Origin of the sequence: Roseomonas sp. OT10 (assembly GCF_020991085.1) — a bacterium.
Classification (GTDB): domain Bacteria; phylum Pseudomonadota; class Alphaproteobacteria; order Acetobacterales; family Acetobacteraceae; genus Roseomonas; species Roseomonas cutis.
Map to the genome: position 1 here is coordinate 1,182,159 of NZ_CP087719.1, position 16,480 is coordinate 1,198,638.

The 16,480-nt window shown below is 71.9% G+C and carries 15 protein-coding genes and 1 other annotated feature; of the genes, 10 read left to right on the forward strand and 5 right to left on the reverse strand.

The features are described 5' to 3' along the window. The first annotated feature begins 2 nt into the window (after positions 1 to 2). From nuoN to LPC08_RS05460, 8 genes are all read left to right on the forward strand, one after another. Positions 3 to 1,424: an NADH-quinone oxidoreductase subunit NuoN gene (gene nuoN, locus LPC08_RS05425; protein WP_230451707.1), complete on the forward strand. Its 1,422-nt coding sequence runs from the start codon at positions 3 to 5 to the stop codon at positions 1,422 to 1,424. Next, the gene (locus LPC08_RS05430; RefSeq protein ID WP_230451708.1) at positions 1,421 to 2,218 is read left to right on the forward strand and encodes a biotin--[acetyl-CoA-carboxylase] ligase; all 798 of its coding nucleotides are present in this window, start codon (positions 1,421 to 1,423) and stop codon (positions 2,216 to 2,218) included. Before nuoN ends, LPC08_RS05430 begins: the two co-directional genes overlap by 4 nt. A gap of 146 nt (positions 2,219 to 2,364) precedes the next feature. Further along, a complete protein-coding gene (locus LPC08_RS05435; RefSeq protein ID WP_230451709.1) occupies positions 2,365 to 3,183 on the forward strand; it encodes a type III pantothenate kinase in 819 nt (272 codons plus the stop codon). A gap of 30 nt (positions 3,184 to 3,213) precedes the next feature. Further along, the gene (locus tag LPC08_RS05440; protein WP_230451710.1) at positions 3,214 to 4,860 is read left to right on the forward strand and encodes a ribonuclease J; all 1,647 of its coding nucleotides are present in this window, start codon (positions 3,214 to 3,216) and stop codon (positions 4,858 to 4,860) included. Between the two features lie 3 nt (positions 4,861 to 4,863). Then, positions 4,864 to 5,127: a DUF1467 family protein gene (locus LPC08_RS05445; protein WP_230451711.1), complete on the forward strand. Its 264-nt coding sequence runs from the start codon at positions 4,864 to 4,866 to the stop codon at positions 5,125 to 5,127. A gap of 426 nt (positions 5,128 to 5,553) precedes the next feature. After that, positions 5,554 to 6,861, forward strand: a complete 1,308-nt coding sequence (proS, locus tag LPC08_RS05450; RefSeq protein ID WP_230451712.1) for a proline--tRNA ligase — start codon at positions 5,554 to 5,556, stop codon at positions 6,859 to 6,861. After that, positions 6,861 to 8,114, forward strand: coding sequence for a lipoprotein-releasing ABC transporter permease subunit (locus LPC08_RS05455; protein ID WP_230451713.1), 1,254 nt, complete (start codon positions 6,861 to 6,863; stop codon positions 8,112 to 8,114). The genes proS and LPC08_RS05455 overlap by 1 nt, the downstream gene beginning before the upstream one ends. After that, on the forward strand, positions 8,107 to 8,796 hold the full coding sequence (locus LPC08_RS05460) for an ABC transporter ATP-binding protein (protein ID WP_230451714.1): 690 nt from the start codon (positions 8,107 to 8,109) through the stop codon (positions 8,794 to 8,796). The genes LPC08_RS05455 and LPC08_RS05460 overlap by 8 nt, the downstream gene beginning before the upstream one ends. A gap of 209 nt (positions 8,797 to 9,005) precedes the next feature. On the opposite strand, the gene LPC08_RS05465 is transcribed toward LPC08_RS05460, so the two are convergent. After that, a protein-coding gene (locus LPC08_RS05465) for an IS630 family transposase (RefSeq protein WP_230451715.1) occupies positions 9,006 to 10,075 on the reverse strand; the annotation gives its coding sequence in 2 pieces (ribosomal slippage) (positions 9,006 to 9,581 and positions 9,584 to 10,075; 1,068 coding nt in all). Between the two features lie 282 nt (positions 10,076 to 10,357). Between LPC08_RS05465 and LPC08_RS05470 the strand changes: the two genes are divergently transcribed. Next, positions 10,358 to 11,592, forward strand: a protein-coding gene (locus LPC08_RS05470; RefSeq protein ID WP_230449651.1) for an IS3 family transposase whose coding sequence is annotated in 2 segments (ribosomal slippage) — positions 10,358 to 10,652 and positions 10,652 to 11,592 — 1,236 coding nt in all. Because the reading frame shifts where the segments join, the coding sequence is not laid out codon by codon here. After that, positions 10,645 to 10,761 (forward strand) — a sequence feature (AL1L pseudoknot). It overlaps the preceding gene by 117 nt. A 171-nt stretch (positions 11,593 to 11,763) precedes the next feature. Here LPC08_RS05470 and LPC08_RS05475 read toward each other — a convergent pair. Genes LPC08_RS05475 through LPC08_RS05490 form a run of 4 tightly spaced genes read right to left on the reverse strand, consistent with a single transcriptional unit; the run spans position 11,764 to position 13,242 of the window. Beyond that, complete coding sequence (locus LPC08_RS05475; protein WP_230451716.1) at positions 11,764 to 12,003, reverse strand: hypothetical protein; 240 nt, start codon at positions 12,001 to 12,003, stop codon at positions 11,764 to 11,766. A gap of 42 nt (positions 12,004 to 12,045) precedes the next feature. Then, entirely contained in the window at positions 12,046 to 12,543 is a 498-nt protein-coding gene (locus LPC08_RS05480; protein ID WP_230451717.1) for a Spy/CpxP family protein refolding chaperone, read from the reverse strand. Positions 12,544 to 12,574: 31 nt separating this feature from the next. Next, the gene (locus LPC08_RS05485; RefSeq protein ID WP_230451718.1) at positions 12,575 to 12,907 is read right to left on the reverse strand and encodes a GCG_CRPN prefix-to-repeats domain-containing protein; all 333 of its coding nucleotides are present in this window, start codon (positions 12,905 to 12,907) and stop codon (positions 12,575 to 12,577) included. Positions 12,908 to 12,936: 29 nt separating this feature from the next. After that, on the reverse strand, positions 12,937 to 13,242 hold the full coding sequence (locus LPC08_RS05490; protein ID WP_230451719.1) for a hypothetical protein: 306 nt from the start codon (positions 13,240 to 13,242) through the stop codon (positions 12,937 to 12,939). Between the two features lie 361 nt (positions 13,243 to 13,603). Here LPC08_RS05490 and LPC08_RS05495 point away from each other — a divergent pair, with 361 nt between their 5' ends. After that, on the forward strand, positions 13,604 to 16,480 hold the full coding sequence (locus tag LPC08_RS05495; protein ID WP_230451720.1) for a winged helix-turn-helix domain-containing protein: 2,877 nt from the start codon (positions 13,604 to 13,606) through the stop codon (positions 16,478 to 16,480).

Sequence of the window (16,480 nt, forward strand, 5' to 3'; positions counted from 1 at the left end):
CGATGAACTGGGCCCTGTCCCTGCCGGAGATCGTCCTGGCGGTCTCCACCCTGGTGCTCCTGCTCGTGGGCGTGATCCCGAAGAAGGACACCAGCTTCGCCGTGACGATGGGGGCGATGGGTGCCCTCCTGGTCGTGGCCATGCTCACCCTGGGCCAGTCGGACGGCGTGGCCTTCGGCGGCCAGTACGTCTCCGACGCCTTCAGCCGCTTCACCAAGGTGCTGGTGCTGCTGGGCGCGGCCGCCAGCCTGCTGCTGGCGCTGGACTGGAACGCGAAGCAGGGGATCGCCCGCTTCGAGTACCCGCTGCTGATCCTGACCGCCACGCTGGGCATGATGGTCATGCTCTCGGCCGGCGACCTGATGGCGCTCTACATGGGGCTGGAGCTGTTCTCGCTCTCGCTCTACGTCGTCGCCGCCTTCGACCGGGACAACGTCCGCTCGGCCGAGGCGGGGCTGAAGTACTTCGTGCTCGGGGCGCTGGCCTCCGGCCTGTTGCTCTACGGCTCCAGCCTGATCTACGGCTTCTCCGGCGCGACGCAGTTCGACCGCATCGCCGAGGCGCTGACCGACCCGGAGGGCGTCTCCGCCGGCGTGGTGGTGGGGCTGGTCTTCGTGGTGGCGGCGCTGGCCTTCAAGATCTCGGCCGTGCCCTTCCACATGTGGACGCCCGACGTCTACGAGGGCGCGCCGACGCCGGTGACCGCCTTCTTCGCCTCGGCGCCGAAGGTGGCCGGCGTGGCGCTGCTGACCCGCGTGGTGGTCGGTCCCTTCGGCGACCTCGCCGCGGAATGGAGCCAGGTGATCGTCCTGGCCTCCATCCTGTCGATGCTGCTGGGGGCGCTGGCGGCGATCGGACAGCGCAACATCAAGCGGCTGATGGCCTATTCCTCCATCGGCCATGTCGGCTACCTGCTGATGGGGCTCGCCGTCGCCTCCGAGGTCGGCGTGCGCGGGCTGCTGCTCTACCTCGCCATCTACCTGGTCATGAACATCGGCGTCTTCGCCGTGCTGGTCTCCATGCGGCGCAACGGCCGCGCGGTGGAGTCCATCGACGACCTCGCCGGGCTGGGCCGCACCGATCCCGGCATGGCGCTGGCCATGGCGATCTTCATGTTCTCCATGGCGGGCATCCCGCCGCTCGCCGGCTTCTTCGGCAAGCTCTACGTCTTCCTGGCCGCGGTGCAGGCGGGCTACTGGACGCTGGCGGTGATCGGCGTGCTGACCTCCGTGGTCTCCGCCTACTACTACCTGCGCATCGTGAAGGTGATGTACTTCGACGAGGCGGCTGGGGCGCTGGACGCGCGGCCTGTCGGCGTCGGCATGCTGATGGCCGGGGCGGGGCTGCTGAACGTCGTGTTCTTCGCCTTCCCGGCGCCGGTGCTGGCGGCGGTGCAGGCGGCGGTGGCCGCGCTGGTCGGATGAGCCTCCCGGCGGCCGGGGCGACGCAGCCCCGGCTTCCCGACGACCTGTCGTCACCCCGGCCGCCCCCCTGGCGGCTGGAGGTGCATGACAGCCTGCCCAGCACCAGCACCCTGTTGACCGCCCGGGCCGAGGCGGGGGAGCCCGAGGGGCTGGCGGTGCTGGCCCTGCGCCAGACCGCAGGGCGCGGCACGCAGGGCCGGAGCTGGACGGCGCCCGCCGGCAACCTGTCGCTTTCCCTGCTGCTCCGCCCGCAGACCCCGCTGCGCGAGATGCCGCGCTGGTCCCTCCTGGCCGGGGTGGCGCTGGCCGAGGCGTTGGGCAGCTTCCTGGCCGCGCCGGCACGGCTGCGGCTGAAATGGCCCAACGACCTGCTGCTCGACGACAGGAAGTGCGCCGGCATCCTGGTCGAGGCCGGGCCCGGGGCCGGCGGCGTGCCGGGTTGGCTGGTGATCGGCATCGGCGCCAACCTTGCGGCGGCGCCCTCCTTGCCGGACCGGCCGACCGCGAGCCTCGCCATGGCGGGGATCGTCCCGCCATCGCCGGAGGCGGCGGCCCGGGCGGTGCTGCAACGCCTCGACCACTGGCGCGGGCGCCTGGCGCGGGAGGGGTTCGGCCCGGTGCGCGACGCCTGGCTGCGCTTCGGGCCCCCGATCGGCACGCCCCTTGCCTTGCGGGGCACGGCCGGGCAGCCCGACCGGCGCGGCCGCTTCGCCGGGCTGGCGGAGGATGGCGCGCTGCAACTCGACACCGCCGGCGGCGTCACGCTCGTTGCCAGCGGGGAACTGACCGGTTAGAGCGTGACGGCTTGCGGCCCGACCGGCCGACACCCTGCATCGCGCGATCGGGGAACGATCCGGGATCTGGTCCAGCGGCCCGCGCGCCCGGCCGGAACCGGGCGGGCATCCTGTCCCCGCAGGCGGGTGTGAAGGGAACGGAACGCGTGCTCCTGGCGGTCGATGCGGGCAACACGAATGTCGTCTTCGCCGTTCATGACGGCACGGAATGGCGCGGCCGCTGGCGCATCGCCACCCGTGCCGACCGGACCAGCGACGAGTACGGACCTTGGCTCTACAGCCTGTTCCAGCATGCCGGCATCCCCGCCGGCGAGGTGACGCGCTGCGCGATCGGCACGGTCGTGCCCGCCGCCCTCTACAACCTGCGCCGGCTGAGCCGGGAATGGTTCCATTGCGAGCCGCTGGTGGCCCGGGCCGGGCTGGACTGGGGCTTCGAGATCAAGGTGGACCGCCCGAAGGAGGTCGGCGCCGACCGCCTCCTGAACGCCCTGGCGGCCCACCGCCACTACCACGGGCCGCTCGTGGTGATCGATTTCGGCACCGCCACCACCTTCGACGTGGTGGACGGGGATGGCGCCTATCTCGGCGGCGTCATCGCCCCGGGGGTGAACCTGTCCATCGAGGCGCTGCACAAGGCGGCCGCCCGCCTGCCGCGCATCGGCATCGGCCGGCCGCAGGCGGTGATCGGGCGCGACACGGTGCCCGCCATGCAGTCGGGCGTCTTCTGGGGCTATGTCGGGCTGATCGAGGGGATCGTGGGCCGGATCAGGGGCGAGTACGGCGCGCCGCTGAAGGTGATCGCCACGGGCGGCCTCGCCCCCCTCTTCGCCGAGGGCACGACCATCATCGACCGCACCGATGCGGACATCACCCTGGACGGGCTGCGCCTGTTGGCGGATCGCAATCCCACGCCCATCTTCCATCGGACCACCCTGCCCGAGATGCTGAGACATGATGCGGACTGACGGGCGGGGGACCATGAAGAACGAGAACACATGCCCCTGAACTCCGGCGACCTGGCCCTGATCCCCCTCGGGGGGACCGGGGAGATCGGCCTGAACCTGAATGTCTACCGTTGCGACCAGGCGTTGTTGGCCGTGGATTGCGGCATCGGCTTCGGCGGCAGCGACACGCCCGAGGCGGAGGTGATGGTGCCCGACGCGTCCTGGCTGGCCGAGCGGCAGGACCAGCTGCAGGCCCTGGTCATCACCCACGCCCATGAGGACCATCTCGGGGCGGTCGCCCATCTCTGGCCCAGCCTGCGCTGTCCCGTCTATGCCAGCCCCTTCGCCGCGGCGGTGCTCCGCCGGAAGCTGGGGGAGGCCGGTCTGCTGAACCAGGTCATGCTGCACACGGTCCCGCCGGGCGGGCGCTTCGCCGTGGGGCCCTTCGACCTGACCTTCCTGCGGGTCGCGCATTCGGTCCCCGAGGCGCAGGCGCTGGCCATCCGCACCCGGCACGGCATCGTCATGCACACGGGGGACTGGAAGCTCGATCCCGATCCGCTGCTCGGCCCGCCCACGGACGAAGCCGCCTTCGCCGCGCTGGGGCAGGAAGGCGTGCTGGCGATGGTCTGCGACAGCACCAATGCCCTGGTCGACGGCACCTCCGGCAGCGAGGCCGAGGTGCTGCGCGAGCTGACGGCGCTGATCGGCGAGCTGAAGGGGCGCGTCGCCGTCACCTGCTTCGCCACCAACGTCGCCCGGCTCTATTCCGTGGCCAAGGCCGCCGAGGCCAACGGCCGCCAGGTCGCCCTGTTCGGCCGCAGCCTGCGCAACGCGGACGCGGCGGCGCGGGAGACGGGCTACCTCTCCGACATCCCGCCGTTCCTGACGGAGGAGGAGGCGGGCTACCTGCCCGACGACGCGCTGGTGGTGATCTGCACCGGCAGCCAGGGGGAGCCGCGTTCGGCCCTGTCCAAGATCGCCGCCGACACCCATCCGCAGATCTCGCTGGGGGAGGGGGACACGGTGATCTACTCCTCCCGCCAGATCCCCGGGAACGAGCGTGCCATCGCGCGCGTCCAGGACCGCCTCCGCCGCGCCGGCTGCCGCGTCATCACCGCCGACGAGCGCATGGTGCACGTCTCCGGCCACCCCGCGCGGGACGAGCTGCGCCGGCTCTACGCCCTGGTGAAGCCGCGCATCGCCGTGCCGGTGCACGGCGAATGGCGCCACCTGGAGCAGCATGCCGAGCTGGCGCAGGAGGCCGGTGCCAAGCCCATCCTGATCGAGGATGGCGACGTGCTCCGCCTGTCCGGCAACACGCCGGAGGTGGTGGACACGGTGCCGACAGGCCGCTTTGCGATCGACGGCGACCGCCTGCTGCCGCTGGAAGGCGGGGTGCTGGCGGCGCGCCGGCGCATGCTGTTCAACGGCGTGGTCGTGGCCTCCCTGGCGGTGGACCGGGACGGCCGGGTGCGCGGAGAGCCGCAGGTTTCCGCCCCCGGCCTGTTCGAGCAGATCGACGCCGAGCCGGCGGAGATCGCCTCGGAGCTGGCCCGGGCGATCGGCGACCTGCCCACCCCGCTCCGCCTGGATGACGACCCCCTGCGGGAGGCGGCCCGGACGGCCCTGCGCCGCTCGCTCGGCCGCCGCCTGCGCAAGCGTCCGATGGTGGACGTGCACCTGCTGCGGGTGTGAGAGATGGGGTGGGTCAGCGGGATCGTCGTCTACTTCCTGGTCTGGTGGACCGTGCTCTTCGCGGTCCTGCCCTTCGGGGTGCAGCCGGATACCGATGCCGTCAGCACGCCCGGTGGCTGGCGCGGCGCCCCGGCCCGGCCGCGGCTATGGTCGAAGGTGCTGTGGACGACGGTCGTGGCGACGGTGGTCTGGCTGGGCCTCTACGCGATCATCAGCAGCGACTGGCTGTCCTTCCGGCACGGCTGGCTCGCGATGCCTGACCGGTAGGCGGATCGTGGTCATGATGCCGCCGGTTGCTCAAATTGAATGCAAAAAAGAGCGGTACCAAGCTGTTTTTGCCCGCACCCGCCATGGAATCACGTTGCGATGCGAAAGCCGCGGCGCGACAGTACCCATCAGGAAGAGGGCTGGTCCTCTTCCTGCCGTGTGACTGGCGTTTCCTCCCTAAACTCGGGCCGTGCCCTCGGGCACGGCCCGTTTCTTTTACGGCGCCAGGGTCCGACCTGACAAGCGTTTGCCGAAAATTCGTCCAAAAGGTTTCGGAAAAGAACGCCGGATAGACAGATTGTTGCTGGGCCCGGCCTGAGCGCCCGCTTCCGGCCCCTGGGGGCGGAAAGGCCCGGGCCGCACCGGTTCCAGCCTCCGCCGATCCGCTCTAGGTTGCGCCCCCTCTTCCCCCCGGAGTCGCCTGCCTTGCGCCTGTCCCGCGCCTTCCTGCCCACGCTGAAGGAAACGCCCGCCGAGGCGCAGATCGCCTCCCACCGCCTGATGCTGCGCGCCGGGCTAGTACGGCAGACCAGCGCCGGCATCTACGCCTGGCTGCCCCTGGGGCTGCGGGTGCTGCGCAAGGTCGAGCAGATCGTGCGCGAGGAGCAGGACCGGACGGGGGCGCAGGAGATCCTGATGCCCACCATCCAGCCGGCCGAGCTGTGGAAGGAGAGCGGTCGCTACGAGGCCTACGGCAAGGAGATGCTGCGTCTCAACGACCGGCACGAGCGGGAGATGCTCTACGGCCCGACCAACGAGGAGATGGTCACCGATATCTTCCGCGGCTTCGCCAAGTCGTACCGCGACCTGCCGCGCAACCTCTACCACATCCAGTGGAAGTTCCGCGACGAGGTCCGCCCCCGCTTCGGCGTCATGCGCGGCCGCGAGTTCCTGATGAAGGACGCCTATTCCTTCGACCTGACCGTCGAGGGCGCGCGCCATTCCTACCGCAAGATGTTCGTGGCCTATCTGCGCACCTTCGCGCGGATGGGGCTGAAGGCCATCCCGATGCGCGCCGATACCGGCCCGATCGGCGGCGACCTGAGCCACGAGTTCATCATCCTGGCCGAGACGGGCGAGAGCCAGGTCTACCTGCACCGCGACCTGCTGGCCTATGACCCGCTCTCCGAAATCCCCGACTACGACGGCGACCTGACGCCGCAGGTCGAGTTCTGGACCCGCCGCTACGCCGCCACCGACGAGCTGCACGACGAGGCCGCCTGGGCGCAGGTGCCGGAGGGCGACCGCGTCGCCGCCCGCGGCGTGGAGGTTGGGCACATCTTCTACTTCGGCACCAAGTACTCCGCTGCCATGGGCTTCCAGGTGGCCGGGCCGGACGGCGCCAATGTGACGCCGGAGATGGGCTCCTATGGCATCGGCGTCTCCCGCGTCGTGGGGGCCGCGATCGAGGCCAACCATGACGAGGCGGGCATCAAGTGGCCCGACGCCATCGCGCCCTACAAGTTGGCGGTGATCAACCTCAAGCCCGGCGACGCCGCCTGCGACGCGATGGCCGAGCAGCTCTACGGCGCCTTCGCGGACGACGCGGTGCTGGACGACCGCGACGCGCGGGCGGGGCAGAAATTCGCCGATGCCGACCTGCTGGGCTTCCCCTGGCAGGCGATCATCGGCCCGCGCGGGGCGGCGGCCGGCAAGGTGGAGCTGAAGCGCCGCGCCACCGGCGAGCGGGTGGAGCTGTCCCTGGACGACGCGCTGGCGAAGCTCGCCGCCTGATGTTCGGCGCCTTCGAGCGTATGGTCGCCTTCCGCTACCTGCGGGCGCGGAAGGGGGAGCGCTTCGTCTCGGTCATCGCGATCTTCTCGCTCGTCGGCATCGCGCTGGGCGTGGCGACGCTGATCATCGTGATGAGCGTGATGAACGGCTTCCGGCAGGAGCTGCTGGGCCGAATCCTGGGCCTCAACGGGCATATGGGCGTCTTCGCCGCGGCCGGCGGCCCGCTGCCCGATTTCGACGAGATCGCCCGCAAGGTGCGCGGCGTGCCCGGCGTGACCTCCGCCACCCCGATCGTGGAGGGGCAGGTGCTGTTCACCTCCGAGGCCGGCGGCGCCTCGGGCGGCATCGCGCGCGGTATCCGGCCGGAGGATCTCCGCGCCCGGCCGCTGATCGCGAACAACCTGCGCGGCGGCAGCCTGGAGCGCTTCGGCGGCGACGACACGATCGTGGTCGGCAACCGCCTGGCGCAGAAGCTCGGCCTCCGCGTCGGCGACCGCCTCTCCCTCGTCTCGCCCCAGGGCCGCACCACCGTCATCGGCACCGTGCCCCGCCTGCGCTCCTACGAGGTGGTGGCGTTGTTCGAGGCGGGGATGAACGAGTACGACAGCAGCTACGTCTTCCTGCCCTTCCAGGCGGCGCAGGTCTACTTCCAGCTTCGCGACGCGGCGTCGCAGGTGGAGGTCTTCGTCGACAACCCCGACAACGTCGCCGCCATCGGGCGGGAGATCTACCGCGCCGTCGCCCCCACGCGCGTCCGCGTGCTGGACTGGCAGAGCGCCAACTCCTCCTTCTTCAACGCCGTCCAGGTCGAGCGGAACGTGATGTTCCTGATCCTGACGCTGATCATCATCGTCGCCGCCTTCAACATCGTTTCCTCCCTCATCATGCTGGTGAAGGACAAGACCCGCGACATCGCCGTGCTGCGCACCGTGGGCGCCACGCGCGGGGCGATCATGCGCATCTTCCTGCTCTGCGGCGCCAGCGTCGGCGTGGCGGGGACGCTGATCGGCTTCCTGCTGGGCATCGTCTTCTGCGCCTATATCGAGAACATCCGCCAGCTCCTCCAGCGACTCTCGGGGACGGAGCTGTTCAGCCCGGAGGTCTACTTCCTCACCCGGCTGCCGGCGGTGGTGAACCCGCACGAGGTGACGCAGGTGGTGCTGATGGGCCTCGGCCTCTCGCTCCTCGCCACGCTCTACCCCTCCTGGCGGGCGGCGCGGACCGATCCCGTGGTGGCGCTGCGCAATGAGTGACGCCGTGCCGCCGCTGCGGCTGGAGAACGTGCAGCGCCGCTACCGCACCGAGGCGGGGGAGCTGCCCGTCCTCCAGGGCGCCGACCTGACGCTGCACGCGGGCGAGATCGTCGCCCTGGTCGCCCCCTCCGGCACGGGGAAGTCCACCCTGCTGCACCTGGCCGGGCTGCTGGAGCGGCCCGACGGGGGCGAGGTGCATGTCGAGGGCCGCGCCGCCGGCGGGCTGGACGATGCCGCGCGCACCGCCATCCGGCGGAGCACGATCGGCTTCGTCTACCAGTTCCACCACCTCCTCCCAGAATTCACTGCCGAGGAGAACGTGGCCCTGCCGCAGATGGCCGCCGGGCGCAGCCGTGCCCAGGCGCGCGACCATGCGCGGGAGCTGCTGGCGGCCTTCGGGCTGGCGGGGCGGGAGCACCATCGCCCCGGTCGGCTCTCGGGCGGCGAGCAGCAGCGCGTCGCCATCGCGCGTGCCCTGGCCAACGCGCCGCGCATCCTGCTGGCCGACGAGCCCACCGGGAACCTCGATGTCGGCACCTCGGACCGGGTCTTCGCGCAACTGCTGGAAGCGGCGCGGGGCAGGGGGCTCGCCGCCCTGATCGCCACGCACAACCCGGAGCTGGCGGCGCGGATGGACCGGGTGGTGACGCTGCGCGACGGGCGGCTCGTTGGAGCCGGCTAGGGCGCGCCGCACGGGGCCGGCCTTGCCGCCCGGGCCCGCCCCGCCGGTGTCACGACCCCCCGGTCATCCGGGGCTGCCCACCGTCCTCGGGCGGTGTCCCGGTTCGGCACAGCAGGCGTCGAATCGTCGCCCATAGCAGGAGCGGGGTGGCGGCGCCGGGTGATCGCCTTTCACGTCCCAGCGCCGAACCGAGCCGGATTATACCCGTCTCATAAAGTTTTGACTGATTGCAGGTAGGGGTAGTCGGTAAGGGAGGCGATGCGGCCGGTCTCGTTGGTGAGTTGGTTCCAGGCTTGGCAGCAGCCGTCGATGATGGCGTTGAGGTCGGGGAAGAGGCAGAGCGAGAGGAAGCGCTCCCGCAGGTAGAGCCAGACGCGTTCGACCGGGTTCAACTCGGGGGCGTAGGGCGGCAGGAAGACGAGGCTGACGTTGTTCGGGACGGCGAGGTGGCCTGCGATGTGCCAGCCCGCGCCGTCCAGCAGCAGGGCGGCGTGCACCGGCTCGGGCAGGGTGGCGGCGAAGCGGTCGAGGAAGGCCTGCATCGCCGCCGTGCCGACCTCGGTGAGCACGAGGGCGAAGGCCTGGTCAGTGCCGGGGCGGACGGCGACGAAGATCCAGGCGGACGCGTGGCGCTGGTCGATGGTGCCGGCCGGACGGACGCCGCGCTCGTACCAGACACGGGTGCCGCGGCCTTTCTGACCCACTCGGGCCTCGTCCTGGCACCAGAGTTGGACCTCGGCGCCGGGGTGGGCGCGGCTGATCTCGCTCAGGGCGGCGGCGAGGCCCCCTTTTTGAACCGCTCCTGCGCTCCCTTGTCCGCCTTGGGATGGCTGGGCCGGACCTTCTGCCAGGAGAGGTCGAGCGACTTCACCAGCCGCAGCATCCCACCCTCGCGGTAGGTTACACCGAAGCGCTCCTCCGCCACCCGACACAGATCGACGATACGCCAGGACGACACCCCGTCTCGCTCGCGATCCGGGCCGCGCAGCACCACCGCCTTGAAGGCGGCCCTCTGTCCCTCAGTCATGCGCGTCGGCCGCCCCGAGCGGGGCTGGTCGCGCAGGCCTGCCACGCCCTTGGCGTTGAAGCGGATCACCCAGTCCCGCAGCGTCTGCCGATCCATCCCCGCGAACCGGGCTGCCGCCTCACGGCTCATGCCATCCAGCACGTTCGCCAGCGCCATCAGCCGGGCCGCCACCCGCCCGGCCCGCTCGCGCCGGGCCAGACGCCGAAGTTCTCCCGCCTCCACGTCAGTCCGAATCGCCACCGCCGCGCCCATCCCAGGCACTCCGCCACCTCGGAGAACACCGAATCACAGCACCACCCGCCACGCCTCACACGAATGAGTCAGCAGTTCGTGGGGCGGGTATTAGAGCGTGATGACGTTACGTCCGTCATAGCCTGGCTTGGCGAGGTGGTTGGCGCATTCGTGCGGCGTGCAGGTGTGCAGGAGCTGGGCGATGGGGGGCAGACGGTCTCGCACGTTCTTATCCACAGGATGTGGGGACAAGTGAACCGCGCCGGGTTTGGCGGAGGCTCCAACCGTTGAGAGGATGGAGCGATGACGGCGAAGAAGACGGCGGCGAGCTACTCGCCTGAGGTTCGGGAGCGGTCGGTGCGGCTGGTGCTGGACGGCGCCGGGGAGCATGGCTCGCAATGGGCGGCGATCGGCTCGATCGCGGCGAAGATCGGCTGCACGGCGGAGACGCTGCGTCGCTGGGTCCGGCAGGCCGAGCGTGACCGCGGCAAGCGTGCCGGGCCCACGAGCGAGGATCGGGATCGCATCAAGGCGCTGGAGCGGGAGAACCGCGAGCTGCGCCAGGCGAACGAGATCCTGCGCAAGGCATCAGCGTATTTTGCCCTGGCGGAGCTCGACCGCCGGTCGAAGCCATGATCGCCTTCATCGACGATCATCGGGGCGTGTACGGGGTCGAGTCGATCTGCCGGGTTCTGCCGATCGCCCCGTCCACCTACCACGCCCATGCCGCGCGCCGCGCCGATCCCACTCTGGGCTCGGCCAGGTCGCAGCGGGACAGCATGCTGCGGGCGGAGGTGCGGCGGGTCCACGCCGAGAACTTCGGCGTCTACGGCGTGCGGAAGGTCTGGCGCCAGCTCGGCCGCGAGGGGACGTCGGTCGCCCGCTGCACGGTGGCGCGGCTGATGCGCCAGATGGGCCTGCGCGGCGTGGTGCGTGGCAAGGAGACCAGGACGACGGTGCCCGACAAGGGCGCGCCATGCCCGGCCGACCGGGTAAACCGGCAGTTCCTGGCGCCGCGGCCGAACCTGCTCTGGGTGTCGGACTTCACCTACGTCGCGACCTGGCAGGGCTTCGTCTACGTCGCCTTCGTCATCGACACCTTCGCGCGGCGGATCGTCGGCTGGCGGGTGTCGCGCACCTCCCATGCTGGCTTCGTCCTGGATGCCCTGGAGCAGGCGCTGCATGACCGGCGGCCTGTCCAGGGCATGGGGCTGATCCATCACAGCGATCGCGGGGTCCAATACGTGTCTATCCGCTACACCGAGCGCCTGGCGGAAGCGGGCATCGAGCCGTCGGTCGGCAGCGTCGGCGACAGCTACGACAACGCGCTGGCCGAGAGCGTCATCGGCCTGTTCAAGACCGAGGTCATTCGGCGCCGCGGCCCGTGGCGCAGCCTGGAGGGCGTCGAGTTCGCCACCCTCGAATGGGTGGACTGGTTCAACAACCGCCGCCTCCTCGAGCCGATCGGAAACATCCCGCCCGCCGAGGCGGAGGCGCGCTACTATGCCGCCCAGGAGGCCATAGCCCTGGCGGCCTGACTCACGCCAAACAGCCTCCGCCAAACCCGGCGCGGTTCACAAGCCTGTGGGTCGCTAGGTGCCGTGCAGGTCGTAGGAGTGCCGGCCATCGCCGAAGTCAGCTCCCAGACGACGACTCACCGCGATCTGGTGGCACATCCGCCGGAAGAAGAGCGCGGTGCCTGCGTGCTGTCAGCGGAAGGAGCGCTTGGCGATCTCGATCTCGGCCAGCGCCCCGCGGATCAGGCGCTCGGCCTCGCCCTTGTGTCCGCCGAAGCGGTTGGGCGCCCGGTTGAGGGCGTCGAGGGCGAGGCGCAGGTGGTCCTCGGCCTCGTTGAGGTTGGGCCAGGGCTCCTGCGCCACGGCGCAGCCGGAGACGAGGGCGGCACCGGCCAGGAGAGAGAGCGGGAGAAGGGCATCGCGGCGGTTCATGAGGTCGGTCCTTTCGGGGGGGCGTGCGGAGGGGAAGGGCGATCAGCATTCCTCCGCCTCGAACAGCCAGAGCTGGGCGCTGGGCTGGGCGGGGCCGGGGTGGTCGGTCATGCCGAGGAAGGCGGGGATGCGGCGCTTCTGCGCGTCGGTGAGGGAGGCGACGAAAGGCGTCGCGGCATCGACGACGCGTCGCAGGTCCTGGCCGCGGGCGACCTCGGCGTCGGCGATGTGGCCGAGCACGTCGAGGAAGGTCGTCGGCTCGGCGGCGGCCAGGCGTTGCGCGCGGCGGCTGGCCGCGTTGCGGCTGGCATCGCGGATCGCGGCCTCCAGCGGCGCCCAGAGCCTCTCCTGCTCCGGCGACAGCTCGATGACCGTCCGCAGCGCGGCGAGGCGGGCGTTCAGGATCGCCCGCGCATCGGCCTCGTCGCCGGCCGGCGCGGGCTGCTGGGCGGGCGCCGGCTGGGCCTGGGCGCCGGGGGAGGAGAGGACGGGGAAGGCGAGCAGGGCCGCGGCGACGACGGCGGATCGGATCAGGGACATCGGGGTTTTCGTTCCGGGGTGGGAGGGCGGGCTACTTCCAGCCGCCGCCGGGCAGCGGCCCGTGATAGGGCGTGTCGCGGCAATGGCCCCAGGGACCGCGCCAGAAGCCGGGCGGGCAGCCATTGCCGCCGTACCAGCCGGGGGCGGTGGGGCCGCGCCAGGCCCAGCCGGGCTCGGGGCCACCGGGCCCGGGGCCGCGGCAGCCGCCCCAGGGGCCCCGCCAGCGGCCCGGGCCGCAGCCCTCGGCCACGGCCGTGATGCCGCTGGGGAGTTCCGCCGCGGGCGGCACCGTCAGGGCACCGGCCGGGCCGGCCAGGGCCAGCAGCACCACGGCCGCGCCGACCAGCCGGAAGGTTCCGTGCATGGGGCTCTCCGTCCTTCGGGCTAACGGGATCAGCGCTGCCGCGTGCCGCTCGCACGGCCGGTGGAGGCGGGCGAGGCGCCGGCGGAGTCGAGCGCGGTGGCCGGACCGGCGGAGACGGCGGTGTCGCCGGCGACGGCCCGTCGCCCGGTGGGGGCCGGGGAGGCATCGGCCGCGCCCGGCGTCGTCGGCATGGCGGCGACGGGCTCGCCGGCCATGGGGCTCAGGCCGCGACGGCTCTCGTTCGGCGGGATCGCCGCGGGATCGGCGGCACAGGCCGCGAGGCCCAGCGTGGCAAACAGCGCAAGCGCGCCGGCGCGGAAGGCGGGGCAGGTCATCGCCATTCTCTCATGAGGGATGGGGAAGGGGGGAAGGTCGCTCGTGGTCCGACGCGGGTCGGAAACGGCAGGCAAGGCGGTCGGCCCCGGCGGGAAGGATGCCCCGCTCGCCATTGCGCCGCCTCCGATCGGGCGATCCCTCGCACCAACCGGGACGGCACAAGGCGAGAGGTGGCACGAGGTCCGGTTGGCGGGTCGGAGCACGGCGCGGCTTCCATCTCGGGGTGCGCTGCTGATCTACCGTGCTGCTGCAATGGAGGTCCCGAAGGCCCGCCGAGATCGTGACGATCTTTTTCCGAACCTATCTTCGGAGTTTTTTCGGATTAGGATCACCGGGTGTCGACAAGGACCTTTGATGCCGTTGCGGGACGATCCCGGGACCTACACCTTCGATGGGTTCCGGCTGGCTGCGGAGCGCGGAGCCCTGCTGGGGCTCGATGGCGTCGAGCTGCGCCTGCGGCCCAAAACCTTCGCCCTCCTGCGCTACCTGGTGGACCATCCGGGCCGGCTCCTGGGGCGGGAGGAACTGCTCGAAGTGCTCTGGCCCGGTGTGGCGGTGACGGACGACTCGCTGACCCAGTGCGTCGGCGAGTTGCGGCAGGCGTTCGGCAGCCGCGCCGCCCAGATCCTGCGGACGGTCCCCCGGCGAGGCTACATGCTGACGGCGGCAGTACAGCGCGACGGGCCGCCCCGGCAGGACGCCGACCGCGATGCAGGGCTGGCGCCGAAGGCCGCCCTCCTCCCGTCCCGCGACATCGTGGAACATCGACAGGACCCGGTCGCGATCCATCGCTTCGAGGCACCGGACGGCGACCCGGCCTGCGCCCGCCTGGCCGATGCGCTGGCGGGCGACCTGATCGCCGAACTCGCTCGGGCGGAAGGATTGCGCGTGCTGCCCGCCGCAGAGGCGGCCGCGGCGGGGTATCGCATCCAGGGCGAGGTACGTTCCGTCGGCGAGGGACTGCGGGTCACGCTCCGGCTCGAGGAGGCCGCGACCGGAACCGTCTTCTGGGCGGAACGCCTGGATCAGCCGCGGGAGGCCGCGTCGGGACTGTCGGCGGCGACCCTGTCCGCCCTCGGCGCCCATATCGACTGGCAGGTGGAGCGCCACAGCCACTCCGCCGCGCGCCGCAAGCCCGTCGCCACCCTGACCGCGCGCGAGCTTTGCCTGATCGGGCGGGACCACCACCAGCGCATCACCCAGGCGGATACGGAGGTGGCGCGGGAGATGTTCGCCCAGGCCATCGCGACCGATCCGGACTACGCGCCCGCCTATGCCTGGCAGGCCTACACGGTGCATCGCGCGATCACCCACGGCTGGGGCAGCCCGGCGGGCCAGGCGGCGCGAGACGAGGCGCTCCGGCTCGCGCGGCGGGCTGTCCAGCTCCAGCCTGACTCGCCGCTCTGCCTCGCCCGCCTCGCCTTCGCCCTCGTCCTGGACCAGCGCTGGGAGGAGGCCGTGGACGTGGCGCGCTCGGCGCTGCGCACGGGCCGGCCGGCCTTCGCGCCCTCCCGCATCACCGTCTGCGAAGTGCTGGTCGCCGCAGGGCATTCCGAGGAGGCGGTGGAGGTGGCGCAGGCTGCGATCGCGCTCGACCCGCTCTGCCCGCCGACCGCCCGGGGAATCCTGGGGCGGGCCCTGCTGCTGGCGGGAAGGGTGGAGGAATCGCTGCCGCCGCTGCGCTGGTGCGCCCTGCACCTGCCGGACTATGCGGCGACCTACGACACCCTCGTGGTGGCCTGGGCGGAGGCTGGGCGGATGCCAGAGGCCCTGGCGGCGCGGCGCGAGCTGTTCCGCCTCAGGCCGGACTGGATGCCGCGCAACCACACCGGCTTCTGGTACTTCCGGCGCGCTGAGGATCTGGCCCGCTTCCAGGCGGCGCATCGTCGCGTGGCCGGGCAGGCCGGCAGCGATGGCGCCCCTCCGGTGACCGCCGCCGAACTTCCGGGCCCCGGACCGAGCCACGCCGGCGCGCCACCCGAGCCGCCCGAGCTTCCCCGGGCGGGGCCCGGGCGCCCGCCCGCCGCCAGCCTCGCGGGCCTGCGGCAGGACACCCTGGTCATACAGCCGTTGCGGTCCGCCCCGGCCGATGCCGCTGCCGCGCAGGCCGCCGCCGCCCTCGCGCCGAGCCTCATGGCCGAGCTGGTCCGTCATCCGGACCTGCGCGTCGTCGCCGGTCCGGATCAGCGGGTGTCGCAGGGCTTCGAGGTGAGGGGCGATGTCCACTCTGCGGGCGACCTGCTGCGCGCCCATCTGCGGTTGGACGACCTCGTGACCGGCACCACCTTCTGGGCCGGGCAGGTGGAGTGGCCCGCGGGCCGGACCACCGGCCTGCCCGTCGGGGACATCGCGTCGCTCGCCGCCACGATGAACGCGCAGATCGGGCGCAAGAGCCTGCGCCGGGCACGGCAGAAGCCCGTGGATCGGCTGAGCGCGCGCGAGCTCACCCTGCTTGGCCAGGAGCACTACCTCCGCAGCACGGAGGCCGAGACCTCTGTCGCGCGCGGGCTGTTCCTCCGCGCCACGGAAGCCGATCCGGGCTATGCGCCGGCTCTCGCCTGGACGGCCATCACCCTGGCACGCATCGCGCTCCATGGCTGGCGGACGCAGGACCTGGACGAGACCCTGGAGCAGTCGATCCGATTGGCGCGGATGGCCGTCGAGCTGGATCCGGAATCCCCCCACTCGCTCGCCTCGCTGGGCCTGGCGCTGGCGTTGCAGGGGCATTGGGAGGAGGCCGTCACCACGGCACGCCTCGCGCTGCGGACGAGCCGCATCGCCGGCGATGCGGCGCTCATCGCGAGCGGCGACACGCTGGCCGCGGCAGGCTATCCTGAGGAGGCGGAGAGGGCGTTCCGGCAGGCCATCGCCCGGGATCCGTACGGCTCGCCCGTCCTGCATGCGGTGCTCGGTCGTGCCCTGCTCCTGGAGGGGCGTCCCGAGGAGGCGATGGCCGCGCTCCGCCATTGCGCCGTGCATCTGCCGGACTACGCCCTTTGCTTCCGCACGATGGTGGTCGCGGCGGTCGAGGCCGGCCTCGTCGAGGAGGCGCGCGAGGCGCTGCGGGATGTCGCGCGCCTGCGGCCCGACTGGGTCGCGGGCACGGAGCCGATCTTCTGGTTCCTGCGTCGGCCCGAGGATGTCGAGCGGTACGGGAAGGCGTTCCGCATCGCGCGGCGCCTGGGTGCGGCGGCCGATGCGGGCGGCCTGATGCCGGCTCCCACCGCCCGGGCGTGA

What these genes read in the sequence shown, in the direction of transcription:
- LPC08_RS05440 (WP_230451710.1), top strand. Translation starts at nt 3,214, where the DNA reads ATGCCCCTGAACTCCGGCGACCTGGCCCTGATCCCCCTCGGGGGGACC.
- LPC08_RS05460 (WP_230451714.1), top strand. Translation starts at nt 8,107, where the DNA reads ATGAGTGACGCCGTGCCGCCGCTGCGGCTGGAGAACGTGCAGCGCCGC.
- LPC08_RS05480 (WP_230451717.1), bottom strand. Translation starts at nt 12,543, where the DNA reads ATGTCCCTGATCCGATCCGCCGTCGTCGCCGCGGCCCTGCTCGCCTTC.
- LPC08_RS05490 (WP_230451719.1), bottom strand. Translation starts at nt 13,242, where the DNA reads ATGACCTGCCCCGCCTTCCGCGCCGGCGCGCTTGCGCTGTTTGCCACG.
- LPC08_RS05430 (WP_230451708.1), top strand. Translation starts at nt 1,421, where the DNA reads ATGAGCCTCCCGGCGGCCGGGGCGACGCAGCCCCGGCTTCCCGACGAC.
- nuoN (WP_230451707.1), top strand. Translation starts at nt 3, where the DNA reads ATGAACTGGGCCCTGTCCCTGCCGGAGATCGTCCTGGCGGTCTCCACC.
- LPC08_RS05475 (WP_230451716.1), bottom strand. Translation starts at nt 12,003, where the DNA reads ATGAACCGCCGCGATGCCCTTCTCCCGCTCTCTCTCCTGGCCGGTGCC.
- LPC08_RS05485 (WP_230451718.1), bottom strand. Translation starts at nt 12,907, where the DNA reads ATGCACGGAACCTTCCGGCTGGTCGGCGCGGCCGTGGTGCTGCTGGCC.
- LPC08_RS05445 (WP_230451711.1), top strand. Translation starts at nt 4,864, where the DNA reads ATGGGGTGGGTCAGCGGGATCGTCGTCTACTTCCTGGTCTGGTGGACC.
- LPC08_RS05455 (WP_230451713.1), top strand. Translation starts at nt 6,861, where the DNA reads ATGTTCGGCGCCTTCGAGCGTATGGTCGCCTTCCGCTACCTGCGGGCG.